Annotated in this window: 20 protein-coding genes and 1 pseudogene; 5 read left to right on the top strand and 16 right to left on the bottom strand. The window is 73.6% G+C overall.

Going from position 1 to position 25,295, the window contains the following annotated elements; translation table 11 throughout:
• Positions 1–31 precede the first annotated feature (31 nt).
• The 4 genes from HTZ77_RS41430 to HTZ77_RS41415 are packed head-to-tail and all read right to left on the bottom strand — an operon-like array spanning position 32 to position 3,747.
• Positions 32–619: a GTP-binding protein gene (locus tag HTZ77_RS41430; RefSeq protein WP_175595261.1), complete on the bottom strand. Its 588-nt coding sequence runs from the start codon at positions 617–619 to the stop codon at positions 32–34.
• Complete coding sequence (locus tag HTZ77_RS41425; RefSeq protein ID WP_175595260.1) at positions 600–977, bottom strand: DUF742 domain-containing protein; 378 nt, start codon at positions 975–977, stop codon at positions 600–602. Before HTZ77_RS41425 ends, HTZ77_RS41430 begins: the two co-directional genes overlap by 20 nt.
• Complete coding sequence (locus HTZ77_RS41420) at positions 974–1,393, bottom strand: roadblock/LC7 domain-containing protein (RefSeq protein ID WP_175595259.1); 420 nt, start codon at positions 1,391–1,393, stop codon at positions 974–976. Before HTZ77_RS41420 ends, HTZ77_RS41425 begins: the two co-directional genes overlap by 4 nt.
• Positions 1,390–3,747 carry a sensor histidine kinase gene (locus HTZ77_RS41415; RefSeq protein ID WP_235995947.1) on the bottom strand — a complete coding sequence of 786 codons (2,358 nt, stop codon included), beginning with the start codon at positions 3,745–3,747 and terminating at the stop codon, positions 1,390–1,392. The genes HTZ77_RS41420 and HTZ77_RS41415 overlap by 4 nt, the downstream gene beginning before the upstream one ends.
• A 247-nt stretch (positions 3,748–3,994) precedes the next feature.
• Between HTZ77_RS41415 and HTZ77_RS41410 the strand changes: the two genes are divergently transcribed.
• Positions 3,995–5,029: a terpene synthase family protein gene (locus tag HTZ77_RS41410; RefSeq protein ID WP_175595257.1), complete on the top strand. Its 1,035-nt coding sequence runs from the start codon at positions 3,995–3,997 to the stop codon at positions 5,027–5,029.
• A 57-nt stretch (positions 5,030–5,086) separates the two neighbouring features.
• Here HTZ77_RS41410 and HTZ77_RS41405 read toward each other — a convergent pair whose 3' ends face one another.
• From HTZ77_RS41405 to HTZ77_RS41385, 5 genes are all read right to left on the bottom strand, one after another.
• On the bottom strand, positions 5,087–6,832 hold the full coding sequence (locus HTZ77_RS41405; RefSeq protein ID WP_328809073.1) for a prenyltransferase/squalene oxidase repeat-containing protein: 1,746 nt from the start codon (positions 6,830–6,832) through the stop codon (positions 5,087–5,089).
• Positions 6,829–8,310 carry a cytochrome P450 gene (locus HTZ77_RS41400; protein ID WP_175595256.1) on the bottom strand — a complete coding sequence of 494 codons (1,482 nt, stop codon included), beginning with the start codon at positions 8,308–8,310 and terminating at the stop codon, positions 6,829–6,831. Before HTZ77_RS41400 ends, HTZ77_RS41405 begins: the two co-directional genes overlap by 4 nt.
• A gap of 196 nt (positions 8,311–8,506) precedes the next feature.
• On the bottom strand, positions 8,507–9,436 hold the full coding sequence (locus tag HTZ77_RS41395) for an aldo/keto reductase (RefSeq protein ID WP_175595255.1): 930 nt from the start codon (positions 9,434–9,436) through the stop codon (positions 8,507–8,509).
• Positions 9,437–9,511: 75 nt separating this feature from the next.
• A complete protein-coding gene (locus tag HTZ77_RS41390; RefSeq protein WP_175595254.1) occupies positions 9,512–11,023 on the bottom strand; it encodes an MFS transporter in 1,512 nt (503 codons plus the stop codon).
• The gene (locus HTZ77_RS41385; protein ID WP_175595253.1) at positions 11,020–11,646 is read right to left on the bottom strand and encodes a TetR/AcrR family transcriptional regulator; all 627 of its coding nucleotides are present in this window, start codon (positions 11,644–11,646) and stop codon (positions 11,020–11,022) included. The genes HTZ77_RS41390 and HTZ77_RS41385 overlap by 4 nt, the downstream gene beginning before the upstream one ends.
• Before the next feature lie 126 nt (positions 11,647–11,772).
• Between HTZ77_RS41385 and HTZ77_RS41380 the strand changes: the two genes are divergently transcribed.
• Entirely contained in the window at positions 11,773–12,318 is a 546-nt protein-coding gene (locus HTZ77_RS41380; protein WP_328809072.1) for a TetR/AcrR family transcriptional regulator, read from the top strand.
• A gap of 149 nt (positions 12,319–12,467) precedes the next feature.
• Here HTZ77_RS41380 and HTZ77_RS41375 read toward each other — a convergent pair whose 3' ends face one another.
• From HTZ77_RS41375 to HTZ77_RS41365, 3 genes are all read right to left on the bottom strand, one after another.
• Complete coding sequence (locus tag HTZ77_RS41375) at positions 12,468–14,168, bottom strand: wax ester/triacylglycerol synthase domain-containing protein (RefSeq protein WP_175595251.1); 1,701 nt, start codon at positions 14,166–14,168, stop codon at positions 12,468–12,470.
• 142 nt (positions 14,169–14,310) lie between these two features.
• Entirely contained in the window at positions 14,311–15,357 is a 1,047-nt protein-coding gene (locus HTZ77_RS41370) for a sulfite oxidase (RefSeq protein ID WP_328809071.1), read from the bottom strand.
• Positions 15,358–15,599: 242 nt separating this feature from the next.
• Entirely contained in the window at positions 15,600–16,157 is a 558-nt protein-coding gene (locus tag HTZ77_RS41365; protein ID WP_175595250.1) for a TetR/AcrR family transcriptional regulator, read from the bottom strand.
• A gap of 87 nt (positions 16,158–16,244) precedes the next feature.
• Here HTZ77_RS41365 and HTZ77_RS41360 point away from each other — a divergent pair, with 87 nt between their 5' ends.
• Together HTZ77_RS41360 and HTZ77_RS41355 are read left to right on the top strand one after the other, a co-directional pair.
• Positions 16,245–17,126 (top strand): NmrA/HSCARG family protein, encoded by an 882-nt coding sequence (locus tag HTZ77_RS41360; protein WP_175595249.1) that lies wholly within the window; start codon positions 16,245–16,247, stop codon positions 17,124–17,126.
• 220 nt (positions 17,127–17,346) lie between these two features.
• Positions 17,347–18,180 (top strand): alpha/beta fold hydrolase, encoded by an 834-nt coding sequence (locus HTZ77_RS41355; RefSeq protein WP_175595248.1) that lies wholly within the window; start codon positions 17,347–17,349, stop codon positions 18,178–18,180.
• A gap of 58 nt (positions 18,181–18,238) precedes the next feature.
• Here the strand turns inward: HTZ77_RS41355 and HTZ77_RS41350 are convergent.
• The 4 genes and pseudogenes from HTZ77_RS41350 to polX form a co-directional block, all read right to left on the bottom strand.
• A pseudogene (locus tag HTZ77_RS41350) lies at positions 18,239–18,415 on the bottom strand (hypothetical protein); the annotation flags it as partial.
• Between the two features lie 130 nt (positions 18,416–18,545).
• Positions 18,546–20,564, bottom strand: coding sequence for an FAD-dependent monooxygenase (locus tag HTZ77_RS47075; protein ID WP_235995958.1), 2,019 nt, complete (start codon positions 20,562–20,564; stop codon positions 18,546–18,548).
• Positions 20,565–20,858: 294 nt separating this feature from the next.
• The gene (locus HTZ77_RS41340) at positions 20,859–21,821 is read right to left on the bottom strand and encodes an MBL fold metallo-hydrolase (protein WP_175595247.1); all 963 of its coding nucleotides are present in this window, start codon (positions 21,819–21,821) and stop codon (positions 20,859–20,861) included.
• Positions 21,822–21,932: 111 nt separating this feature from the next.
• Positions 21,933–23,615, bottom strand: coding sequence for a DNA polymerase/3'-5' exonuclease PolX (polX, locus tag HTZ77_RS41335; RefSeq protein ID WP_175595246.1), 1,683 nt, complete (start codon positions 23,613–23,615; stop codon positions 21,933–21,935).
• A 183-nt stretch (positions 23,616–23,798) separates the two neighbouring features.
• On the opposite strand from polX, the gene HTZ77_RS41330 reads away from it, so the two are divergent.
• Positions 23,799–25,238 carry a serine hydrolase domain-containing protein gene (locus HTZ77_RS41330; RefSeq protein ID WP_328809070.1) on the top strand — a complete coding sequence of 480 codons (1,440 nt, stop codon included), beginning with the start codon at positions 23,799–23,801 and terminating at the stop codon, positions 25,236–25,238.
• Positions 25,239–25,295 lie beyond the last annotated feature (57 nt).

The following is a 25,295-nucleotide window of genomic DNA, read 5'->3' as shown; positions in this document are numbered from 1 at the left end:
CGGCTGGGCCCTGCGCCATGGGGCGGGGGCGTCAGGTGCCGACCGGCTCGGCGCGCAGCCGGGCCGAGTGCTTCACCAGCGTGATGAGCACCTCCCGGCTGGAGTCGCGCTTGCGCGCGTCGCACATCACGATCGGGATCGACGGGTCGAGCTGCAACGCCATGCGCACCTCGTCCAGCTCGAACGTCTGCGCCCCCTCGAAGCAGTTGACCGCCACCACGAACGGCGTGCCGCGCCGCTCGAAGTAGTCCACCGAGGGGAAGCAGTCGGCCAGGCGCCGGGTGTCGGCCAGGATCACCGCGCCCAGCGCGCCCTCGGCCAGCTCGTCCCAGACGAACCAGAACCGCTCCTGGCCGGGCGTGCCGAACAGGTACAGGACGTAGTCGTTGGACAGCGTGATCCGGCCGAAGTCCATGGCCACGGTCGTGGTCCGCTTGGCCTCCACCGCGGAGATGTCGTCGACGCCGATGCCGCGGTCGGTCAGGACCTCCTCGGTCCGCAGCGGCCGGGTCTCTGACACCGCGCCCACCATCGTCGTCTTGCCGGCGCCGAAGCCCCCGGCGATCAGGATCTTGATCGCCGTGGGAAGGCGCGGGCGCTCAGAGCGACCGAAGACCATCGAGCACCGCCCTGTACATCCTCACGTCACGCATGTCCACCTCGGATTGCGGTTCCTGGGCCGAGACGAGCTCCCTGTCGAAGAGATCGCCGAGCAGCACGCGGATCGTGCCCGCGGGCAGGTTCAGGTGTGCGGCGATCTCCGCCACCGATTTGGGCTCGCGGCAAAGCTGGAGGATCCGCAGGTGCTCGGGGTCGAGCCCCGCATCCGGACCCGGCAGCGGCCCCACCGCGAGCGCCATCGAGATCAGGTCGAACCGGCCGTGCGCGGGCCGGGTGCGGCCACGCGTCACCACGTAGGGCCGGATGATCTCCGGATCGACCCAGTGCTCCTCGACGGGATCCTCCGGCGGCGTCACCTGTCGCTCCCGGCCACGGCCTCGCCGGCACGCGCCGGCGAGGTCAGGTACTGGCCGACCCGCGCCACCAGCATCGCCATCTCGTACGCCACGAGCCCGATGTCGGCGCGGCGCGTGCACAGGACCGCCAGGCAGGCCCGCTGGCCCGCGTTGGTGACGATGAGGAACTGCGACTGCCACTCCACCACCGTCTGCCTGATCGCGCCGCCCTCCACCCGCTCGGAGACGCCCTTGGCCAGGCTCTGCAGCCCCGACGCCACCGCGGACAGGTGCTCGCCGTCGGTGCGCTCCAGCGCCGCCGAGGAGGCCATGAGCAGACCGTCGGAGGAGAGCACGATGGCGTGCTCCGCCTCGGGGATGCGCCCGATCAGGTCGTCGAGCAGCCAGTTGAGGTCCGTGCCGGAACTCGGTGTCACGTGTCGCCTCCCGGTCGCTGCTCGCCCATGAGTCGGGCCGCATCGGACCTGCCCAGGCGCGTGCCCGACTGCAGGGATCCCATCATCGCCCGGATCTCCTCCGGGGAGCGTTCGTCTTCGTCGTGCTCCTCCACCGCCCGCACGGGCGGTGGTTCCTCCTTCAGGGCGGGCGCCAGGTTCGCCTGGGGCACCCGCAGGGGCAGGCCGCCGGGCGTGAACGCCGACGCGGACGGCCCGTCCGTGGCCGGCGCCTCGGGCGCCCGCTCCGGTTCGCGTGGTGGCTGCTCCATCTCCGGCCTCCGATGGTTCGGGACCCTGCGTGGACGGCCGAGGTCGGCCGGCTCCCTCGGTTCGGGGAGGTCGGTCAGCTCGTCCGGCTCCAGCGTCAGCGCCCTGCGGTTCGAGGCGACCTTGAGCGTGCGGACGTTCTCGCCGTTCACCGGCCGCGGCGCGGTGGCCAGGCCGGTCTGCCGGCGCGGCAGCGTGGCCGGCAGGTCCTCGGGCGGCTTCGGGGTGTCGTCCGCCTGGACGAGCTCCTGCGGCAGCAGCACCACGACCGTCGTGCCGCCGTACGGGGACGCCTTCAGCACCACCTGGATGCCGTGGCGCTCGGCCAGCCGGCTGACCACGTAGAGGCCGAGCCGGGCGGTGCCGGTGATGCGGAACTCGGGCGGGTCGGCGATGCGCTCGTTGGCCGACGCCAGGTCCTCGGGCTTCATGCCCAGGCCCCGGTCCTCGACCTCGATCACGTACCCGTTGGCCACGAGCTGGCCGCTGACCTGGACCGTCGTGTACGGCGGCGAGAACGACACCGCGTTCTCGATCACCTCGGCGAGCAGGTGAATGACGTCGCCGACGGCCCGGCCGACGAGCACCACGTCGCCCATCGGGGTGATGGTGACGCGGGTGTAGTCCTCGACCTCGGCCAGGGCGCCGCGGACCACGTCCACCATCGGCACGGACCGCCGCCACGTGCGGGCGGGGGAGGAGCCGGACAGGACGATGAGGTTCTCGGCGTTGCGCCGCATGCGGATCGCCAGGTGGTCCAGCCGGAAGAGCTCCTTCAGCTCCTCGGGGTCGGTCTCGCGGCGCTCCATCACGTCCAGGACGGTGAGCTGCCGGTGGACCAGGCCCTGCGTGCGGCGGGCCAGGCTGAGCAGGATGTCGCGGATGCTGCGGCGCAGCTCGGCCTGCTCGGCGGCGACCCGCAGCGCGGTCTGCTGCACGGTGTTGAACGCCCGACCGACCTGGCCGACCTCGTCGTCGCCGAACTTCAGGGCCGGCGCCTCGACGTCCACGTTGACGCTCTCGCCGCGGCCGATGCGGTCCACGACGCCGGGCAGCCGCTCGTCGGCCAGCTCGTGCGCCGCGTCGCGCAGCTTCTGGAGCTGGGCGAGGAGCTGGCGGGTCGTGGAGATCGACAGGGCGATCGAGGCGATGACCGCGATGAGGCCGAGGCCGCCGGCCAGCACCAGGCGGATGATGACGCCGATGCTGACGGGCGTGGCCCGCTCCACCACGCGGTCGCCCGCGCCGATGACGAACGTGTTGAACTCCGCCAGCGCGCGCTCCGTGGCCGAGGCCCACTGGTCGGCGCCGAACGGGATGCCGTCGCGGCCGCCGCCGTACTCGGCGACCAGGGTCTCCAGGTTGTGCAGGCGGACGATGCCGTTGCTCAGCATGAGCGCGTCGTAGCCGGGGCGCTCGGAGTCGGGCAGGTCGATGGCGGCCTGCTCGGTCATGACGTGCCAGGCGCCCACCGTCTCGGTGAACTTCGTCTTCTCCTCGACGTTCAGCCGCCCCTGGGCGATCGCGCCGGCCAGCAGCGCGTCCTCGCGGGAGATCAGCTCGCGGGCCTTGCTGAGCATCGCCAGCGTGCGGACGTCCTTGGCGATGCTCTGGTCGTCGACGGCGCCGATGAGGCTGTACATGCCGTAGAAGGAGTCGATGATCTCGTCGTACGTGGTGGCGGCCTGGGCGCGGGTGAGCTGGCCGGCGTCCACGGTCTGCCGGATGCTGTCGAGGCCCTCCAGGCGCTTGAACGTTTTATTCAGACGGTCGATGCCGTCGTCGTCCAGCGCCCAGTCCACGATCCACGCCTGCGCGGCGGTCGTGAAGCCGGTCCGCGCGCGGTCGGCCGCCTGACGCTGGGTCTTGAGGTCCTGGCGGGTGCGGGAGGAGGGGTTGCCCAGGCGGATCATCGTCATCCGGCGCTCCCGCTGCAGCTCCACGAGCAGCGGCTCGCTCGGGTCGATCACGCTGGAGTCGATCTGCGACACCCAGAGCAGGTTGACGCCGTCACGCAGGGTGACCCACGCCGCGAAGACCCAGAGCGCTGTCAGGGAAAGGAGCAACGCCGTGACCTTGGTCCGCAGACGTGAATTGCGGGGGCGCATAGTACCTACCCTGCGAAGTCATTCGAATGGCTGACGACCAGGACGTGCCGTGGCATACCAGCGCTGACAATGTCGGGACCTTAGCAAGGGCCTGATCATGGCTCAAGTTACCGGGGTGATTTGAACCAACATATCCGTTCTTGTCGGGTCCGGACTTGTCGGGGCTTTTTGTCAATTGTCAATACGCCCAGCTAGGCTGCCGCGCGTGACCGGCACGGACCCTCAGGCGTACTTCGGCATTCGCAACGAGCTGGCGGACAAGCTGCTGAAGGGCGCCGGCCGGCTCGCGGGCGTGCCGGAGGACAGCCGGGCGCGCGTCCTGCGTGCCGCCCTCGACGCCGTGCCGGAGGCCGCCGGGCCGCTGCGCGCGTACCCCGCGCTGTACGCGGACGGGGAGAGCTCGGCCAGCCGGCTCGCGTTCAGCTGCCTGTCGGCGGCGGCGACGTTCCCTGACGGGCCGCGCGGCACGATCGCGGAGCTGGGGGCGCTGACGGCCGTCCTGTTCGCGGTGGACGACCTCGCCGACGGGGTCGCGGACGGCCTGTCCACCGGCTTCGAAACGTTCTTCTCCCTCCTCCCGGCGGCACTCGCCGGCCCCTCCGGTGACCCTTCCGACGGCCCTGGCGGCGGCGCGGGGACGGTGGGGGAGGTGCTGGGCGCCTGGCGGGGCTGGGCCGCCCGCTTCCACGCCCGCGCCGGGGGCCACACCGAGGTGCTCGCCGACCAGCTGAGGCTCGCCGGGGCCGCCATGGCCCGCGAGCGCGCCTGGTCGTCCGGGACCGAGCCGTGGCCCGCGTACGACGACTACCTGGCCAACGGCAGGATCACCATCCTCTACCCCACCTGGTGGGCCGCCGCCGTCGCCCTGTGCGGCCCGCGTCCCGTCCCGTGGGGGACCGTCGAACGGGCCACGCTCCTCGGCGCGTCCTGCGTGCGGCTGGCCAACGACATCAGGACGTTCGAACGCGAGAAGGCCGAGGGCAAGCCCAACTCCATCGCCATCCTCCAGCGGGACGGCGCCACGGCCGAGGAGGCCGTGGCACGAGTGGCCGCCCACGTCGGCGAGCTGGAGGCCGCCTTCCACGCCGCGCTGGCGGAGCTGCCGGAGGAGCTGGCGGGCATCGCCGACGGCCAGCGCCGCAGCGTCGCCTTCAACGGGCGCTGGTACCTGGCCCGCGACACGCACGCGTACACGGTGGGCGAGCTGACGGCCGACAACGCCGCGCACCGCGTCGCCTGACCGCCGGCGTTCAGCGCGGCGATCGGGCGGCGTTCAGCCCGGCGTTCAGGGCGGCGTTCAGGAGGTCTCGCCGGACGGCGGCAACCGCGTCCTGGCCAGGTGGGCCGCCGCGAGCACCGCCGCGCGGACCACCGCCACCGGCGTGTAGAGGTCCTTGTCGTGCCAGAGCGGCGGATGGCTCGCGCCCGCGCGCCCCACCAGGTACGCGTGGCCCAGCGCCGCCGCCCGCGCGCACCGCGGGTCGTCCCGCCACCGCGTCATGAGCAGCACCTGCAGGCCGTACGCGGTCTCCTCGGCCGTGCCCTCCCAGCGGCCCCAGGAGCCGTCCGGACGCTGCGTCGCCAGCACCCACTCGACGGCCGCCCGCACCGCCCCGGCCGACGCCTCGCCGCCGTGCTCGTCCAGCGCCAGCGCGCAGCCGGCCGTCGCGTAGTAGGGGGAGGCGTGCCAGCGGTCGCTCCAGCTCCCGTCCGGCCGCTGCCGCTCGCGGATCCAGGCCGCCACCTCGCCCATGGGCCGCCGGTAACGGGAGGCGGCCTCAGGGCACCGGGCGGCGTACTCGCCGAAGGCGTCGAGGACGTGCGCGTTAACCGTGACCGAGCTGCCCTGCTCGCCGGGCCAGGTGGCGAAGTGCGTCCCGGTGTGGAAGACCCACAGGCTCGCCGGCTCGTACGGCACGCCGAGCAGCGCCAGCGCGTACAGGGCGACGGACGTCGTGTCGGCGTCGGCGGGCAGCCCGGAGCCGGCGGGCGTGCCGGCGGGGCCGATGGCCGCCCTGAGGTCCGCGACCATCTCCGGCGGCGCCTCGACCGGCACGCCCGCGCGCAGCAGCCAGCTCAGCACCCAGCCCCGCTCGAAGACCGTGATCGGCAGCCCGACGGGCACGGGCCCGCCGTGACGGCGCACGACGGCCTCCAGATGCCCCCGCGCCGCCCCTTCGAGCCGCAGCCGCTCCGCGCCGCCGGGCTCGCCGTCGGTGGCGTCAGGGCGGGGGGCGTGCCGGCCGAGCCAGGCGGCGGTGGCCGCGGGGGAGGCGCCCACGGTTCCGATCTCCGTGGGCGCCACGGATCGCGTCCCCGCGGCGGACGGGCCCGCGATCTCCAGCGCGTGCGGCAGCTTCGCCGGGAGCTTCGCGCCCGCCTCCAGCGCCGCCCGGATCCGGAGTGTCCCGTCGTGCCCCATCCCGGCGGGCAGCGGCAGCGGCCCGTACGCGGACAGCCCGCTCTCCCGCCCGGCCGGTCCCGCGAGGCGTTCGTTGATCAGGGCGACGAGCGAGGGGACGATGTGCTCGACGGCCGGCGTGTCCGGCAGCCCGCCGGGCCCGTCCTCCGGCAGCCGGCTCAGCCGGTCGGTCAGCGCGCGCAGGCCCTGCCGCGCCGCCTCCGTGATCTCCTCGGGGGTCGCGCCGGCGGTGGCACCGGTCGTGGGGTCGGTCCCCGGCCCGGTGTCCGTCCGCGATCCGCCGGCCGGCAGGAGCGACAGGAGGGCCTCCGTGGCGCTCAGCGTGGGCACGAGCCCGTACCCGTCGGGCGCTCCCCACGACCCGTCCGCGTTGCGCGCGCCGAGCAGGTACGCGATCCGCTCCCCGTGCCCGGTGAGCCAGGGCGCGAGCGCGACCACCCGGCCGGTCTCGTAGACCGAGGGCGAGACCTGCCCCCACGGCCGCAGCATCATCCCGGCCATCAGCTCGCCCGCCGCCCGGGCGACGTCCTCCGCCGCGCCCGTCGCCCCGTCGGTGGGCGCGCCGGTCGGCGCCTCGGTCGGCGCGCCGGTCTCGTCCGGGGAGAGCTCGCCGACGCTCACGCGCCGCCACCCGCCCCCATCGGCCACATCCAGTCGTGCGCGCCCCCCACGCCGATGGCGGGCGCCGCCACGGGTGTCCGCGAGGCGCCGGGCTGGAGCTCCTCGTCCGATCCGGACGGCAGCAACCTCAGGAGTAACGCCTCCTTCGGCCGTACGGACGCGCCGGGCACGAGCGTGAAGCGCTGCGGGTTCGTCAGCACCGGCCGGTACCTGGCGAGCAGCCCGGCCACCACGAGCGCCGCCTGGAGGTGGAACAGGTGCTGCCCCAGGCACACGTGCGGGCCCGCGCCGAACGGGACATAGGCATGGCGGTGCCGCCGCTGCTCACGCTCGGGCGCCCAGCGCTCCGGGTCGAACTCCAGCGGCCGTTCCCAGAACTCCTCCAGCCGGTGGGTCGTGTACGGGCTGACCAGCACCTGCGAGCCCGCCTTGACCGCGACGCCGCCGATCTCCGTGTCGGCCACGACCTGCCGCGGGATGATCCAGCCCGGCGGGTGGACGCGCAGCAGCTCCTGGAGCACCATCCGCAGGTACGGCAGCTCCTGGACGTGGGACGGCCGCACCGGGCCGTCGCCCACGACCCACTCGATCTCGTCGCGCAGCCGCGCGTTCACCTCGGGGTGGTCGTGCAGCAGCGTCCACAGCCAGGTCAGCGCCATGGCCGTGGTCTCCGAGGCGGCGCCGTAGATGCTGACCAGGTCGTCGCGCACCTGCCGCAGGTCGGCCGCGCCGTCCTCGCGGATCCGCGCCCGGACCAGCGCCGAGACCAGCTCGTCCGGCCGCCCGCCGCCGTCGTCCCGCTCCGCACGGGCCTCCTCGATCAGCGGGTACACGATGTCGTCGATCCGCTGCGCGGCGGCCAGGAACGCGCGGTCCCCGGGCACGCGCATCGAGTACGGCACGAACGGGAACAGCAGGCGGAACCCGATGGAGGTCGCGCAGGTGGCGAACTCCGGCAGCAGGCGTTCGCCCACCTCCCGCGAGATGCGCCCGCCGAACAGCACCGTGATGACGGTCCGGTTGGTGATCGTGGTCATCAGGTGGGCGGCGTCGACGAGCCGGCCGGTGCGCGCCTCCCGCTCCAGCTCGCCGACGTGCTCCGCGACCACCTCGGCCATGTCCTCGGCGAGCGAGGCGATCCGGCGGGCGGTGAACAGCGGCTGGAGGATCCGCCTGCTGGACGCCCATCCCTCGCCGTCGCCGAGGATGCTGCGCCCGGTGACCCGGCGCAGCGGCCGCCAGAACATGCCCTCACGCGCGAAGTTCGACCACTGCGTCTGCAGCACCTGCCGGACGTGGTCCGGATGGGACACCAGGTACGGCCGGAACGGGCCGATGTCGAGCCGGACGATCCGGCCACCGGCGTCCGTCCCCATCCGGGCCAGCTCGGTGACGGGGTCCTTCATGAGCCGCGGCACGGCACGGTAGAAGGGGAGGACTCGGGGCTCGGACATGGCGGGGTCCGTGACAAGCGGCATGTCGATGTTCCCTGCCTCTGTCCGTGTACGCGGTTCTCGGCTCTCAAGCAACAGGCGCCCAGGAAGCACGCTTTTTTTGACTTTGGTCACTAAAGTCCGTCAAGTATCACATGATCATTGTCGCTGATCAAGGCAAGATAACGGTCCGTGGATTTCGGATGTCCGTGATGGGCTCGTCAGGGGCGTGATGGGCCCGTCAGGGGCGGGAGGCCTCGTCGAGCACGCGCAGCTCGTCGGCGTCGAGCTTGAGGGCGGCGGCCTCCAGCAACGGCCGGAGCTGCCCGACGTCGCGGGCGCTGGCGATCGGCGCCGTGACCGTGGGCTGCGCGGCCAGCCAGGCCAGCGCCACCGAAGCGGGCTCCACCCCGCGCGCCGAGGCCACCCGCACCAGCGCCTCGACCGTGCGCGGGCCGTGCTCGGTGTCCAGATACTCGCGCGCCCGCTCGGCCCTGGGGCTGTCGATCGTGACCCCGGGGCGGTACTTGCCGGTCAGGAAGCCGCGCGCGAGCGACGACCACGGCGTGCTGGACAGCCCCTCGCGGGCCACCACGTCCCGCAGCTCGCCCTCGTAGCCGCGTTCGACCAGGTTGTAGTGCTGCTGGAGCGCCACGTAGCGGGCCAGGCCCGCGTCGTCGGAGACCTTCAGCGCCTCGGCCAGCCGGTCGGCCTCGTAGTTGGAGGCGCCGATGTGCCGGACCTTGCCCTCGCGCACCAGCGCGTCCAACGCGCCGAGCGTGTCGGCGAGCGGCGTGTCCCGGTCGTCCACGTGCGCCCAGTAGAGGTCGATGTAGTCGGTGCGCAGCCGCCGCAGCGACCCCTCGACCGCGGTGCGGATGGTGTCCGGGGCCAGGCCGCGCACCCCCTCCAGCATGCCGACCTTGGTGGCCAGCACGATCGACTCACGGTTGCCGCGCTCCTGCAGCCACTCGCCGATGATGAGCTCGGAGGTCGGCTCCCCGGTGGCCCAGTGCGGATAGACGTCGGCGGTGTCGATGAAGTTGCCGCCGCCCTCGACGTACGCGTCCAGGACCGCGAACGCGTCCTGCTTGCCGGCGGTCCAGCCGAAGACGTTGGTGCCGAGCGCCACGGGGAAGACGGACAGATCCGTCTGGCCTATCACTCTCATCGGGCCAGTATTTCGCCCGCTCCCTAAATGCTCCCCACGGACCCCCGTAAATCCGGGGCTTCGCGCGGCGGCGCGTCAGTGCCGCCGCCCGGACAGGTCGAGGCCGGCCGGGGTGAGCAGCCAGGCGGCCACGGCCGCGACCAGCATCAGCAGCGCCCCGGCCGTGCAGGTCACCGCCAGCGAGGCGGTGAACGCGGCCGTGGCCTGCCCGGCCAGCCGCGCGCCCGCGGCGCCGAGCTCCGTGGCCACGTCGAGCGCCCCGCCCAGCGACTCCCGTGCCGCCGCGCCCGCCTGGCGTGGCAGCTCGCCGCGGTAGACCGCGGCCGCGACGCTGCCCAGCACGGCCACCCCGAGCACCCCGCCCACCTCGTACGACGTCTCCTCGATGGCCGCCGCGCCGCCCGACTTCTCCGGCGGAGACCCGGCCATGACGACCGCCGACGCGATGGCCAGCGCGCCCTGGCCGAAGCCGATCAGCGCCAGCGCCGCCGCGACCGCGGGATAACCGAGCGGCTCCGGCGCCCCGTACACCACCAGGAACCCCGTGCCGGACACCGCCAGCCCGCCGGCCAGCACCGCCCGCGCCCCCACCCGGGCCGCCAGCCGCGGCGCCAGCGGCGCGGCGACCAGCGCCGCCAGGGCCGCGGGTAACAGCCGCACCCCCGACTCCAGCGGTGAGTACTCCCGCACGAGCTGCAACCACTGGGCGAGCAGCAGCAGCGTGCCCGTCATCGCGACCGAGGTCGCCAGCGCCGCCACCACCCCCGCCGAGAACGCCCCGCTCCGGAACAGCCGGATCTCCAGCAGCGGATCCGGGCGGCGCAGGCAGCGCGCCACGAACCAGCCCAGGGCCGCCACGGCGAACGCCCCCGCGGACAGCGTCACCCCGTCGAGCGCGCCGCCGCCCGCGCCGGCGTGCTTGACGGCGTAGACGAGCGCCACCATGCCGGCGATCGACAGGACGGCGCCGGGCACGTCCCAGCGGCCGGGCGCCGGGTCCCGCGACTCGGGCAGCAGGAACAGCCCCGCGACGACCGCCACGGCCATCACCGGCACGTTGACCAGGAACGCCGCCCGCCAGCTCAGCAGCTCCAGCAGCAGTCCGCCCAGCACCGGGCCGAACGCCCCGCCCACGGCGGCCATGGCCGTCCAGACGCCGAGCGCCGTCGCGCGCTCGCGCGGGTCGGGGAACAGGTGGCGGATCATGGACAGCGTGGACGGCATGATCATCGCGCCGCCCACGCCCAGCAGCGCGCGCACCGCGATCACCGCCTCCGGGCCGCCCGCGGCGAGCACGGCGGCCGAGGCCGTCCCGAACACGGCGAACCCGGTCAGCAGCAGCCGCCTGCGCCCCCACCGGTCGCCCAGGGCGCCGAGCGTGACGAGCAGCCCCGCCAGCACGAGCGCGTAGACGTCCACCATCCACAGCACGTGGACCGCGTCCGGCCGCAGGTCCTGGGTGATGGCGGGCAGGGCGACGTTCAGCACGGTCATGTCCATGACCACGACCAGCACGCCGGCGGACAGCACGGCCAGCCCGGCCCACCGTCCGCGCCGCGCCGGGCCTCGGGAGACGGAACCCGTCATCGGCCCTCCTTCCGGGCGTTCCCGGTCCGCTCGCCGGGGCCGTCCGGGACGGTTCGCTCGCCGGGGTCGCGGGCGGCGGCGCCGTCGAAGAACGTGCCGAGCAGCAGCCGCGGCACGTCGCGGCGGGCGATGTCGCCGCGCCGGAGGCTCTCCCGGGCGGCCACGGCCAGGCCGAGCACCGCGCTGCTCAGCCAGCGCGCCGGCAGGTCGGCGCGCAGCACCCCCGCGCGCTGGGCGGCGGTCAGGAACGCGACCTCGCGCTCCTCCAGCTCCTCCGCGCGGGGCCGCAGCTCTGGGTGTACGGCCATGGCGTGGTCGGCGAGGCCGAACCCGTACTCGTCGGCGATCTCGATGAGCGCGGTCAGCAGGGTGTGGAGGGCGCGTCCGACCAGCTCCGGGTCCGCGGAGGCCGTCGCCTCGGCGATGCCGGCGCCGGCCTGCGCCTCGGCCCAGCGGTCCAGCGACTGGTGCGCGAGGGCGAGCATGAGGTCCTCGCGCCCGCTGAAGTGCCTGTGCAGGGTGGCCCGGCTCACCCCGGCGGCCTCGGCGATCTCCGCCATGGACGCGGCGGGATCGGTGTTCAGGTGCCGGATGGCCGCGGTCATGATCTCGCTTCGGCCCATGGGGCTCCTCGCAGCATGAGACATCGTTGTCGCACATGATACATAAATGTCTCACTAGTGGTGCGGGACGACGGTCTCGCCGTGACGGGATGGCGGGCCGGAACAGGCGGAGGTTATGGTTCCGCTGTGGTGAACGGTGACGCGCGGACGCGCATCCTGGACGCGGCGGAGGAGCTGTTCGCCGGAGGCGGCTACGAGGCCACCCCCACCTCCGTCATCGCCCGGCTGGCCCAGGTGCCGAAGGGGCTCGTCTTTCACTACTTCCCGCACAAGATCGACGTGCTCGTCGCGCTGGTCGACGAGCGCACGCTCGTGGAGGAGGGCCGCGACGTCGACGCCGTCCCCGGCGACCCGGCCGGCACGCTCTCCCGGCTGGCGCGGGGGTTGCCGCTGCGGGCCTCGCCGGCGATGCGGCGGATCCTGTTCCGCGAGGCCGACACCCACGGGTCCGTACGCGAACGGCTCGGCCGCCTCAACGGGGAGCTGATCCGGCGCGCCCGCTTCGCCCTGGAGCTGGCGCTGCCGGGGGCGCGGGGCGACGCCGCGCGGCTGGAGGTGGCGGCGGCCACGTTCGCCGCCGTCCTGCTCTACCAGGAGACCCTCTGCCAGCTCACCGGCCACCAGCTCGACCCCGAGGCCGTCGCCGAGCTCATCGCCCACTCCCTCGCCTAGCGGCCCACTCCCTCGCCTAGCGGCCCACTCCCTCGCCTGGCGGCCCTCTCATCCGGCCGCCGAGTGAGATGCCGACGATCGGGGCGCCGGCGATGCCGAGCGCGTCCAGCACCTCGTCCAGCCGCAGGGCGTAGGCGCCGCGACCGGGCTCAGTCGCGGTCGAGGTCCAGGAGCTCGTCGAGCGCGGCCCGCAGGTGGCCGAGCAGCCCCCACACGTCGTCGACCCGTTCCGGGCAGGCGACGACACCGAAGTCCAGCATGCCGTCGTAGGAGAAGCAGGTGATGTTGAGCCCGCCGCTCACGTCGCTCACCACCGACAGCGGGTAGTACGACAGCACCCGGCCCCCGCACAGGTACAGCGGGAACTGCGGGCCCGGCACGTTGCTGACGATGATGTTGACCGGCGGGAAGGCCACCGACGCCAGCCGGAAGAGCGCCGGCGTGGCCAGCGTCGTGACCGGGGCGGGCAGCACCGAGCACAGGTCCTCCAGCCAGGAGGCCGGCGCCTGGGCGAACCTGCGCTTGGCCGCGCGCATCGCCGCCCCCGTCTCGCGCAGGCGCTCGCGGGCGCCGGCCACGTTCGTGGGGAGCGGGGCGACCATGGCGGAGATGTGGTTGCCCATGCCCTCGCGGGCGTCGCCCGCGCGCACCGCGACGGGCACGGCGGCGACCAGCGGCTCCTCGGGCAGCGCGTCCCGCTCCACCAGCCACGACCGCAGGGCCGAGGCGCACAGGGTCATGACGACGTCGTTGACGCTGATGCCGTTCGCCTTGGCCACGCTCTTGACGTCCTTGAGCGGGACCGAGCCGAACGAGACGCGCCGTTCGGCGCTGACGGGGCCGTTGAACGGGGTGCGCGGGGCGGCCAGCCGCGGCACCTCGGGACGCTCGTGCCGGTCACCGCTCACGAGCCTGGCCGTACGGGCGATCAGGCCGGCGCCGGGCAGCGTGGAGACCAGTGGGATGGCGTCGAGGTCGGTGGCGGCGCGGACCACGGAGCGCAGGGCTCGTACGGGCTGCGTGGCGTTCCGCAGGGCGGCCCCGGCGAGCATCCGCACCAGACCCGGTCCCTCGTCGTCGGCCGGATCGGCGCTCGGGGCGTGTGCCTGGGCGGGGTCGGCGCTCGGGGCGTGTGCCTGGGCGGGGTCGGCGCTCGGGCCGTGTGTCCGGGCGGCGTCGGCGCTCGGGCCGTGTGTCCGGGCGGGGTCAGTGGTCGGGCCGTGTGTCCGGGCGGGGCTCGCATCCGGGGCTTGTGTCTCGGCGGCGGCGCTCGGGGGGTGCTTCTCGGCGCGGCCCGCGCCGCGGCCGCGCGTCCCGGCGGGGGCGCGCAGCGGGACGACCGTGGCGCCGGCCCGTGACGCGGTCGCGCGGCGCTCGCCCGGCGCCAGGTCGAGCAGGGCGGCGAGCGTCTCCGCCCCCGTGACGCCGTCGATGGCCGCGTGGTGCACCTTCGTGTACACCGCGACCAGGCCGCCCGCCAGCCCGCGGATGAGGTGCATCTCCCACAGCGGGTGCGCCCGGTCGAGCCGCCGGGCGTGGATCCGCGCCACCTCGTCGGCGAGCCGCCGCTGGTCGCCCGGCTCCGGCAGCACGGTCTCGAACAGGTGGTTCGCGATGTCGAAAGCGGGATCCGCCGCCCAGTACGGATGGTCGAGGCCGAACGGCACCGGGACGAGGCGGAGGCTGAGCGCGGGCGACAGGTGGATGCGGTCGAGCAGCAACCCCGCCAGCGCGTCGCGGGTGACCGCGCCGTCCGCCGGATCGAGGATCGCCAGCCCCGCCACGTGTGCCGTGGTGGTCGCGGACTCGACGTTGAGGAACTGCGCGTCGAGTGCGGTCAGCTGGCGCATCTCATCTCCTCGTGGTCGCGTGCGGTCAGCATCACACGGGCCGATGTCGGATGGGTTTCCGCGCGAGTCTTTCAGATGAATTCACCGTACCCGCACGGGTGAATGGAGAATGCGCAGCTCACTCGGGTTCCGTGACATTTTTCTATCCGCTGACAACGTGAATGGGATGTTGCGCGACGGCGTCGAAGTGATAGCCGAAGGGGTGACGGGGAGTGATCAGCGGCTGCGTCGCGCCGGTCTCGTCGGTCGCGCGGGCCATGAGGACGTATCGCCCGGGCGTGCGCGGCGCCCACTGGATGTGCCACGGCAACCAGGCTCCGACCAGGCGACGGCCGTGGTGCTCGGCCTGGCGCCAGGTGCGGCCGCCGTCGAGGCTCACCTCCACGCGGGTGATCCGGCCGCGCCCCGACCATGACCGACCGTGCAGGACGTGCGGGACGCCGAGGCGCAGCACGGCGTCCCAGGCGAGCTCGAAAGCGCTCTTGACCGGCTGCGTGGTGATATCGCGGTAGAACAAGGTGTTCCAGGGGGTGAAGATCTTCTTGGTGGCCACCTCCAGATCGCCGAGCCATTTGATCGACGCTATTCCGGCCCACCCCGGAACCACCAGCCGCGCCGGAAAACCATGATCGGGCGGAAGCGGCTCGCCGTTCATCTCGTAGGCGACGATCACGTCGTCCATGGCCTTGGCGGCGGGCAGCGGCCGGCGTACCCGGCCGTGGTCCTCGAACGGCGCGTCGAGCCCGCGCGCCACCACGTCCACCGCGTCGGGCCGTACGCCGGCCTGGCGCAGCAGGTACGACAGGGGCACGCCGCGCCAGCGCGCCACGCCGATCGCGCCGAGCCCCCACTGCGCGCCGGGGGCCGGTTCGTGCTGCTGGGTGTCGTAGAGGCTGCGGCCGTTCCCGGCGCACTCGATCGCGGTGTCGATCGTCCGCGCGGGCATGGCCAGCAGTTGCGGGTAGGTGTATTCGCCGGGACATCGCACGCCGGGGCCGTGGATGCGCAGCCGCCAGGTGGCGGCGTCGATGAGCGGGGTACAAGTGTGGTTGCGGACGAAGAACCGGTCGTTCGGGGTGTGGTAGCCCACGCCGGCCATGGCTTCCCAGCGCATCTCGGCGTTGCCGTCGTGCAGGCGGAACAGGTGGTCCGGGAGGGGCTTGACGATCGTGGTCACGGCCTGCTTCACGGGGCACCACCTCCACAGTCTTTATTTCCTACTGGAAAACCATGTAATCACAGTCGGCGTCCCTGTTCCATGTGCCGTTCCGCAAGGAATCGCCAAGCGGACCGTTCCGTGTGGACCCGGCGAGTGGGGCCGTCCCGCGCGGAGCCGGCAAGGGGCCGTCCCGCGCGGAGCCGGCAAGGGGCCGTCCCGCGCGGAGCCGGCAAGGGGGCCGTTCCGCGCGGAGCCGTCAGAGGGCGAGGTCGTCAGCCGGCCAGACCTGTCATGGCGAGGCGCAGCAGGCGCCGCGCCATCTCCGGTCGTCCCGGTGACTGCTCGCCCGCCCACGCCGTGCCCGCCGCCAGCGCCAGCAGCTCCTCGATCGTCACGTCCGCCCGCACGGCCTCCTCGGCCTGGGCCCTCTCGAGGAGGCGGGCGCCCGCCTCGCGCATCGCCGCGCAGGAGGCGTGCAGCTCCGACCCTTCGTCCCGCAGCGCCGTCATGACCGACTCCGGCAGCCCCCGGTACGTCGCCGACCCGGCCGCCACCTCTTCGAGCCAGGTGAGCAGCGCCTCGCGCGGCGACGGCTCGGCGAGCAGCCCGGAGGCGCGCTGTCCCAGCGCGTCGAACCGCGCGCGCATGAGGGCCTGGAGCAGCGCCTCCCGGGTGGGGAAGTGCCGGTAGAGCGTGCCGATCCCGACGCCGGCGCGGCGGGCGATGTCGCGCAGCGACGCCTCGGTGCCGTGCTCGGCGAAGGCTGCGCGGGCGGCGGCGAGGAGCTGGTCGTGGTTGTGGCGGGCGTCCGCGCGTAGCGCCTCGGGCACGGCAGGGCTCTCCTTCGCAGTTGACAACCGGAGCACTGCTCCGTATGTTCCGGAGCATCGCTCCGCATAATCTACCAAGGAGAGACGATGACCGATCGAACCGTGCTCGTCACCGGCGCCACCGGCCAGCAGGGCGGCGCCACCGCACGCGCGCTGCTGGCCGCGGGCTGGCGCGTCAGGGCCCTGGTGCGCGACCCGGGCGCTCCGGCGGCCGGACGGCTGGCGGAGGCGGGCGCCGAGCTCGTGCCCGGCGACATGGGCGACCGCGACTCGCTGGCGGAGGCGGCGCGCGGCGCCCACGGGGTGTTCAGCGTGCAGCCGGCCGCGGGGCCGCCGCACGGCGTCGAGGAGGAGGTGCGGCTCGGCGTCAACGTGGCCGACGCCGCGCACGCGGCCGGCGTGCGGCACCTCGTCTACGCCTCCGTCGGCGGCGCGGACCGCGACTCCGGCATCTCGCACTGGAACACCAAGTGGGAGATCGAGCAGCACATCCGCGCCCTGGGCCTGCCCGCCACGATCCTGCGTCCCGTCATGTTCATGGAGAACCACGCGCGGCCGCACTACGGCGTGACCGGCGACGCGGCGCTCGTCCGCGTCATCCCGCCCAGGGCGACGGTCCAGCTCATCGCCGTCACGGACATCGGCGCGTTCGCCGCGCTCGCCTTCGCCGACCCCGATCGCTACGTGGGGCGGGCGCTGGAGCTGGCCGGCGACGAGCTGTCCCGCGCCGATCTGGTGGCCGCCATCAGCCGCGCCACGGGCCGTCCCGTCGACGTCGAGCCCATCCCGGCCGAGCGGCGCGCGGCGCTCGGGCTCGGTGCGGGCGACATGGAGGCCGTGGACTCGTTCGGAGGGTGGCGGGCCGACATCCCGGCGCTGCGGGCGCTGCATCCGGGGCTCATGGACTTCGAGACGTGGTTGGAGCGTGAGGGCAAGGCCCAGTTCGACGCTCTGTTCGCGAGGGCCTGACCCGGTCGCGTCCGATCTCGTCGGCGGTGGTGCTGACAGCCGGCGGTGGTGCTGACAGCGAACCGGCGGCGGGCTGTCAGCACCCGCCCGGACCCTCGGGAGGCCGTTCATGATCGACAGTGACGCATCACATCGGATGCATCAGTATTGATGTATCAAAAATGATGTGTCATGATCGTAGCCATCGGGGCGCACCGCCCCCGGCCCGAGAGGACATCCCATGGACACCGCCTTCACGACGAGCACCCTGCGCGTGCCGGGCGCCACCCTGTACTACGAGGTCCGGGGGACCGGCCCGCTGCTGCTGATCTCCCAGAGCGGCGAGGGCGACGCCAGGCGGAGCGTCGACCTGGTCGACCAGCTCGTCGCCGACCACACCGTCGTGACCTACGACCGCCGCGGCCTGTCCCGCAGCACCCTGGACGACCCCGACCAGGGCGTGACCATCGCCGAGCACGCCGACGACGTGCACCGCCTGCTGGCCGAGCTCACGGACCAGCCGGCGCTCATGCTCGGGTGCAGCCTCGGCGCCTCGATCGGCCTGCACCTGGCCGTCGACCACCCCGGGCAGATCGGCCTGCTCGTCGCCCACGAGCCCGTCACGCCCCGGCTCCTCCCGGCCGACCAGCGCGCCCACCACGAACGTGAGCTGGAGCAGATCCAGGACGTCTACCGGCGCGAGGGCCTGCCCGCCGCCTTCAAGCTGATCGCCGAGGTGCTGGGCATCGACCCCGCCCATCCGGACGCCGAGCCCGATGTCACCCCGCAGCCGCTGACCCCTCAGCGGGTCGCCAACTTCCGCTTCTTCATCGAGCGCGACTTCACCGCCGTCATCGGCGACACCATCGACGTCGCCGCGCTCAAGAACACCGGTACGCGCATCGTCCCCGTGACCGGCCGGACCACACCGCGCGCCGTCTTCGACCACAAGTGCGCCGCCGCGCTGGCCGGTCTGTTCGACACGGAGCTTCGCGAGTTCCCCGGCGGCCACAACGGCAACACCACCCACCCGAAGGCGTACGCGGCCGCCTTGCGCGCGGTCCTCGCGAGCTGACGACCGGTCGCGTCGGACCGGCCCTTCCGGCTGGTCGGCGGGCGACGTAGCCGCCGTCGACGGGCAGGGCCACGCCGACGACGAAGCCGGCTCCGGGGCTGCGCAGCCACAGCACGGCATGCGCAACCTCCTCGGCGGTCCCGAGCCGGTTGACGGGCAGGCCGGCTTCGGCCTCGCCCGCCTCGCCAGCGGCGTCACAGGGCGGGATCTGGATGCCCGCGTTGTTGTAGGCCATGTCGAGGCGTCCGACGGTCTCGACGGTTTGGTCGACGGCGGCGACCGGCGAAGGCGCGGGCGGAGGAGCCGGGGGAGTAGTCAGGAAGGGCGGCCGGGAGGGCAGTCAGGAAGGGCGGCCGGGAGAGCGGTCAGGAAGGGTGGCCGAGGGAGCGGCGGGCGGCCTGCGCCAGGGCGGCCGGGTCGGGGGCGGTGAGGACGGCGGCGATGTGGGCGTCGGGGCGGACGAGCCATGCCTCGCACGGCCTGGCCTCCAGAGCCTTGCGCACGTCTCCGGCCGGGTCGATCTCCTCCACCGTCACCACCGCGACCGGCGCCCGCACCGCGTCCCGCGCCGCCGCCGTGAGCCTCTCGCGGTCGCAGCCCTCGGTGAGCAGGACGAGCAACCCGTCCCGGCAGAGCTGCCGCAACCTGGTCACCTCCGGCCGTCCCGGGACGGAGACCGGCGCATCGGGCACGATGACACCGGGCACCGGGGCCGGCGACTCTCCTCTCGGCGGGCGCCCGGTGAACGTCCGTCCCGGTGCGCGGGTCGTCAGCGGCGAGTCGAGATACCAGAACGGCTCCGCGAACCGCCCCGAGTCCACCGCCGCCACCGCTTCCGCCGCCACCGCTTCCGCTGCCGCCGCTTTCACAGCCACCGCTTCCCCAGCCTTGCCGGCCTCGTCGGCGTCGGGGCGCCCGTCCGTGCCGCGCCGTTCTGCGTCATGCCCGTCTGTGTGGCGCCGTTCTGCGTCATGCCCGTCTGTGTCGCGGCGTTCTGCGTCGCGCGCGTCTGTGCTGCGCCGGTCTACGTCGCGTCCGTCTGTGCCACGCCAGTCGCCGTCGCGCGTGTCTGTGCCACGCCAGTCGCCGTCGCGCACGTCCATGTCGTCCCCGTCCGTGTCCCGTCCGTGCGTGGCGTGCCCGTTCGTGTCTCGTCCGTGCCTGGCGCGTTCGTCGGTGTCCCACGCGGCCTCACCGAAGTCCGAGCGGTCACACGCGTCGCGCCCGTCCTCACGGCCGTCCGGGCAGGTGCGGGCGGCGCGTTCGAGGATCTCGCGGCGGCGGGCCCGCCCCTCCTCCGTGCGCGGCACCAGGAAGCGCATCGTCGCCCCCGTCACCTCAAGGTTCTCCAGCGCCGCCGCCCGCCGTTCCACCTCGTACGTCTCCAGCAGCTCCTCCGGCGCCCACCCATGCCGGACGAAAGCGATCTTCCAGGCGGCGTTCTCCGCGTCCGGCACCCCGGAGTTCAGCCCCCGGGCCCCGAACGGCGCCACCAGGTGCGCGCAGTCGCCCGCCAGCAGCACCCGGCCGACCCGCATCCGCCCCGCCACCCGGGCGTGGAAGCGGTACACGGTCCGCCACACCAGCTCGTACGGCCGGTCACCCACGATCATCCGGATCCGCCGGTCGAGCCCGCCCGACGCCTCCTCGGCGGCGAGGTCGAAATCCGGCGGCACCTGCCAGTCGATGCGGTACGTCGAGCCGGGGCACGGGTGGATGAGCACCTGGCGTCCCGGGTTCCAGGTGGGGTCGAAGTGGAAACGCCGCTCCCGCTCCCAGCCGGGCAGGTCGGCCCGGATGTCGCAGATGAGGAACCGCTCCTCGAACGTCTCCCCGTCGAACGACACCCCGAGCATGTCCCGGACGGCGCCGCCGTGGGCGCCCGTGCAGGCGATCGCGTGCGAGCCCCGGACCTCCGAGCCGTCCGCGCACCGCACGGTGACACCACCGGGGTCTTCGGTGAACGCGACCGCCTCGTGCCCCCACCGGACGTCGACGAGCGGCGTCGCGGCGATCCGCTCGTCCAGCAGCTCCTCGGTCCGGGCCTGCGAGATGTTCACGAACGGCGGCAGCGGCGAGCGGCCCGGGTCGAAGCTCCACGCGAACAGCTCGCGGTCGCGGTAGTAGGTGCGCGCGGTGGTCCAGGTCAGCCCCTCGGCGGTGATCGCGGCGCAGCCGGCCGCCTCCCACACGTCGAGGACGTCCCGTTGCTGGCAGATCGACCTCGACCCGGCGCGGACGCGGCCGGACGCCCGGTCGAGGACCACGACGGGCAGCCCCCAGCGGGCCAGCAGCAGCGCCGCCGTCTGCCCCACCGGCCCCGCCCCGATCACGACCACGGGAAGCGACGCCGCCTTCCCTTCCGGCACCACCCCGGCCCGCAGCGCCCCAGGTCGCGGCAGCGAGCCGATTCGCGGCGCCACGTCCGCTCGCGACCCGGCCCCAGCTCGTGACCCGGCATCAGCTTGTGACTCGGCCTCAGCTCGCGACTCGGCCTCAGCTTGTGACCCGGCATCAGCTTGCGACCCGGCATCAGCTCGCGACCCGGCATCAGCTCGCGACTCCACCTCATGCTGCGGTGTCGCGACTGCTCGCGTCGCCACGTCCGCTGCCGGGGAAGGCGGCGCGGCGCGGGGCGCGAGGTCGCGGAGTGGGTGTTCGTCGGCCGGCATCGTCGCTCAGCCCTGGAGGAGGTCCCAGACCTCGCGGTCGCGGGCCGCCGTCCAGATGCGGGGGCGTTCGACGCCGGACAGCTCGTCCCACAGCCGCGAGACGTCGAACGGCAGACAGTGCTCGAAGATCGGCCACCCGCCGAACCGGGGCGCGAGCCGCTCGTGCACCGCCTCGAACGCCTGCTTGAGCGTGCCGCCCGCGTCACGCACCGCGCCCACCTCCCGGATCATGACCTCCAGGAACATCCGCGTCTGCGCGACGGCCGCGTCCACCGCCTCCCGCCCTTGGGCGACCGCGCCGCGACCTCCGACCAGCGTCTCGGCCCCCAGCGCCGCGATCCGGTCGAGCGTGCCGGTGGCCCAGTCGCGGTGGAAGGCGTCGCCGGTGTAGAGGGCGGCCTGGGCCTCCACCAGGTCGCCGGCGAACAGGATGCGCCGCTCCGGCAGCCAGGCCACCAGGTCGCCCTCGGTGTGGCCGCGCCCGCAGTGCCACAGCACGAGGTCGCCGCGCCCGCCGCCGAGGTCGATCGTGAGCCGCTCGGAGAAGGTCAGCGCCGGCCACGTCAGGCCCGGGATGCTGTCCGGCTCCTTGAACAGGCGCGGCATCCGCCCGAACTCCGACTCCCAGTCCTCCTTGCCGCGCTCGGCGATCAGCTCCCGCGTCTTGTCGTGCGCCACGACGACGTCGGCCCCGAACGCGCTCGCGCCCAGCACCCGTACGGCGTGGTAGTGCGACAGCACGAGGTAGCGCACCGGCTTGCGGGTGTGCTCGCGCAGCCGGGCCAGCCACTCGCCCGCCGCCACGGGCGTGGCCAGCGCCTCGAAGCAGACGAGGAAGTCCTCGCCCTCGATCGCGCCGGCGTTGGGATCGCCCTCGGCGGTGAACGCGTACACGCCGTCCGCGAGCACGTCCAGGGTCTGCCGCTTGTCCGCCATGTCGGCCGACGAGGCGAACGCCTTCGCCGTCATGCGCCCTCCCGATGCCGAGGGATCGACAGGACCGGCTCGCTCCCGGGGAGAGAGCCGGGTCGTCTTCACCTTACGCCGCGACGCCCCGGAATCCCGCGACCCCGGCGGGCGTCAGGGCCGCAGGAACGCCCGCAGCCGCTCCAGCGGCCAGGTGTTGATCACGTCGTCGGTGGTGAGCCAGGCCCGTTGCGCGATGCCGACGCCGTAGCGCTGGTGCGCCAGGTGCGGGATGGCGTGGGAGTCGCTGTCGATGGAGAACTTCACGCCGTGGTGCTTGGCCAGCCGCACCAGGTCGGCCGGCAGGTCGGAGCGGTCGGGATAGGAGTCGATCTCCATGACCGTGCCCGTGCGGGCGGCGGCGCGGAAGACGGCGTCCCAGTCGGCGTCGACCGGGTCACGCTTGCCGATCTTGCGGGTGGTGGGGTGGCCGATGATGTCGACGTACGGGTTCTCGCAGGCGGCGATGAAGCGGCGGGTCATCTCGTCGCGCGGCATGCCGAAGTGGGAGTGGACGGAGGCCACGCACACGTCGAAGTCGCGCAGCACCTCGGCGGGCCAGTCGACCGAGCCGTCGGGCGCGATGTTGAGCTCGGTGCCGTGCAGCAGCCGCATGCCCGGATGCCGCTCCTGGAGCTTGGCCAGCCGCTCGCGCTGCTCCAGCGCCTTGTCGAGCGTCATGCGCTGCATGGCCAGGTCGGGCGCGTGGTCGGTGACCGCGTAGTAGGAGTAACCCCGCGCCTCGGCGGCGGCCACCATGTCCTCCAGCGAGGCGATGCCGTCGGTCAGGTCGGTGTGGGTGTGCAGGTCGCCCCGCAGGTCCTCCAGGCGCACCAGCTCGGGCAGCTCGCCGCGCAGCGCCGCGCGCACCTCGCCGCCGTCCTCACGCATGGGCGGCGGGACGAACTGCATGCCGAGCGCGGCGTAGATGTCCTCCTCGGTCTCGGCGGCGATCACCCGCTCGCCCTCGAACAGGCCGTACTCCGACAGCTTCCAGCCCTTCTTGACCGCCAGCTCGCGGACCGCGACGTTGTGCTCCTTGGAGCCCGTGAAGTACTGCAGGGCGGCGCCCCACGAGCCGGCGGGCACCACCCGCAGGTCGATCTGGACGCCGGAGGTGGTGCGGACCGACGTCTTCTTGTCACCGGCGGCGATCACCTCCGCGACGTACGGCTGCGCCCGGAACTCCTCCATGATCGACTCGGGCGCCACGGCGAGGATGTCGATGTCGCCGATCGTGTCCTTCATGCGGCGCAGCGACCCGGCGTAGGTGATCCGCTCGGCCGTCAGCGACGCCATCACCTGCTCGGCCAGGGACATGGCGACGCCGATGTGGACGCGCCGGCCGGACTGTTCGAGCTGCTGGACGCCCTTGGCGAGGTTGGCCAGGGTCTTGGCGCCGAGGCCCTTGACGCCGTCGAGCCGGCCCGCCGCGATGGCCTCGCCCAGCGCGCCGGGGGAGTCGATGCCGAAGTCCTCGAACAGCATGATCGCGGTCTTCGGGCCCAGCGACGGCACGCGCGTCAGCCGCAGCACCCCCTCGGGGACCCGGCCGCGCAGGTCGTCGAGCTGCCGGAAGCTCCCGCGCTGCAGGAACTCCTCCATCTTCTTCGCGATCGCCTCGCCGACGCCCGGGACGGAGCGCACGTCGACCGCCGAGATGTCCTCGGGGAAGCCGGCGATGGCCTTGGCGGCCTTCTGGTAGCTGCGCACCCGGAAGGCGTCGCCGCCCGTCAGCGCGAACAGCTCGGCGTATTCCTGCAGCGCAGCCGCCGCTTCCTCGTTAGCACGTGCCATGGCCAAAGCTTAGAAGCCGCCACCGACACTTCCGGCCCCGACCGAGCGGGGGCGCCCGGCGGCTGACAGCGCGCTGAGTGCGGTTTGTGAGCGGGGGGCTTGAGGGTGGGGACGTCCGCGTCACCTATCACCCGGAGGAACGGGTCAATGTCCCTACGTGTACTGCTTTTTGCGGATCGTGCGGTGCGTCCGCGCCGGGCGCGCATGGTCATGGTTTCGGCGCTGGCGGTCAGCTTGGCGGCGACGACCGGCGCGACTCCCGCCGCTGCCACGACTCCCGCCGCCGCGACGCCCGCGGCCTGGCGCGGTGCCGCTGAGCTGCGCGCCGATCAGCGGGTCGAGCTGGGCGTCGATCAGCGGGTCGAGCTCGGCGAGGAACTGCGGCGGTTGGCGCGGAAGCTGGTGGACGCCGGCGCGCCCGGTGTGATCGTGCGGGTGGACGACGGCCGTGGGACGCCGGTCGAGATCGCCGAGCAGGCCCCGTGGACCAGGCCGGACCACCTGCTCAAGGCGGGGGACGAGTTCCGGATGGGGTCCAACACCAAGACCATGATGGCCACGCTCGTGCTGCAACTCGCCGCCGAGGGCCGGCTCGCCCTGACCGACCCGGTGGAGAAGTGGCTGCCGGGCAAGGTGCCCGGGGGCGAGGCGATCACGTTGCGCATGCTGCTCAACCACACCAGCGGCCTGTACGACTACACCGAGGACCCCGCGATCAGGCCGTCGTTCCTCGGCACGGACCGGCGGCGGTGGACCTCGGCGAAGCTGCTCGCCCTGGGCGTGAAGCATGATCCGCTGTTCGAACCCGGGCGCGGATGGTCGTACAGCAACACCAACTACGCCGCGATCGGCGCCGTCCTGGAGCAGGCCACCGGGACGGGCCTGGCCGATCTGGTCCGGGACCGGATCGCCCGGCCGCTCGGCCTCGACCACACGTACTACGCCACCGACCCCACCTGGCGCGGCCCCCACGCCCGCGGCTACGAACCGGACGCCGCCCACATGCCGCCGGGCGTGCCTGCCGCGTTCAGGCACGTCGCCGGGACGCGCCGGCACGGAAACGTGGACGTCTCCGGCAACGGCCCCGGGTGGGGCGGGGCGGCCGGGGCGGTGGTGTCCACCGCGCGGGACTGGTCGCGCTTCTACCGCGCGCTGATGTCCGGCCGGTTGCTGCCCGCCGCCCAGCTCGCGCAGATGCGCACAACCGTCCCGGTGGATCCGAAGAGGCCCGACGGGCCCGGATACGGGCTTGGCGTCCAGACCGGTCCCCATCCGTGCGGGACGTTCTGGGGTCACGACGGCGGCATGCCCGGGTACCTCACCGCCAACCTGACCGACCGCGCGGGCGGCCGGACGGCGAGCGTCCTGGTCTCTACGGAGTTCTGGTCCGAGTTCGCGGCCGACCCGAAGATCGCCGAGGCCGCCGGAGAGCTCCAGACCGCCGTGACCTGCGCCATGTTCGGCAAGCCCGCGCCGCCCGCGCCCTCTGCGGCAGTTCCGCCTCCTGCTCCATCGGTGCCCTCCGTGCCTCCTGCACCGTCTGCGCCTCCCGCACCGCCTGCGCCCTCCGCGCCGACCGTGCGGCCTGCGCCTACCGTGCCATCCGCGCCGCCCGAGGGGTGACCGGTGTGCGGGGTTGCTCGTCTCCGTTGTGGCTCCCGCCGGTTGACCGGGGCGCGA

Source organism: Nonomuraea montanisoli, from assembly GCF_013363975.1.
GTDB lineage: Bacteria > Actinomycetota > Actinomycetes > Streptosporangiales > Streptosporangiaceae > Nonomuraea > Nonomuraea montanisoli.
The sequence above is the reverse complement of the archived record's forward strand: the minus strand, read 5'-3'. Positions and strand labels throughout refer to the sequence as shown.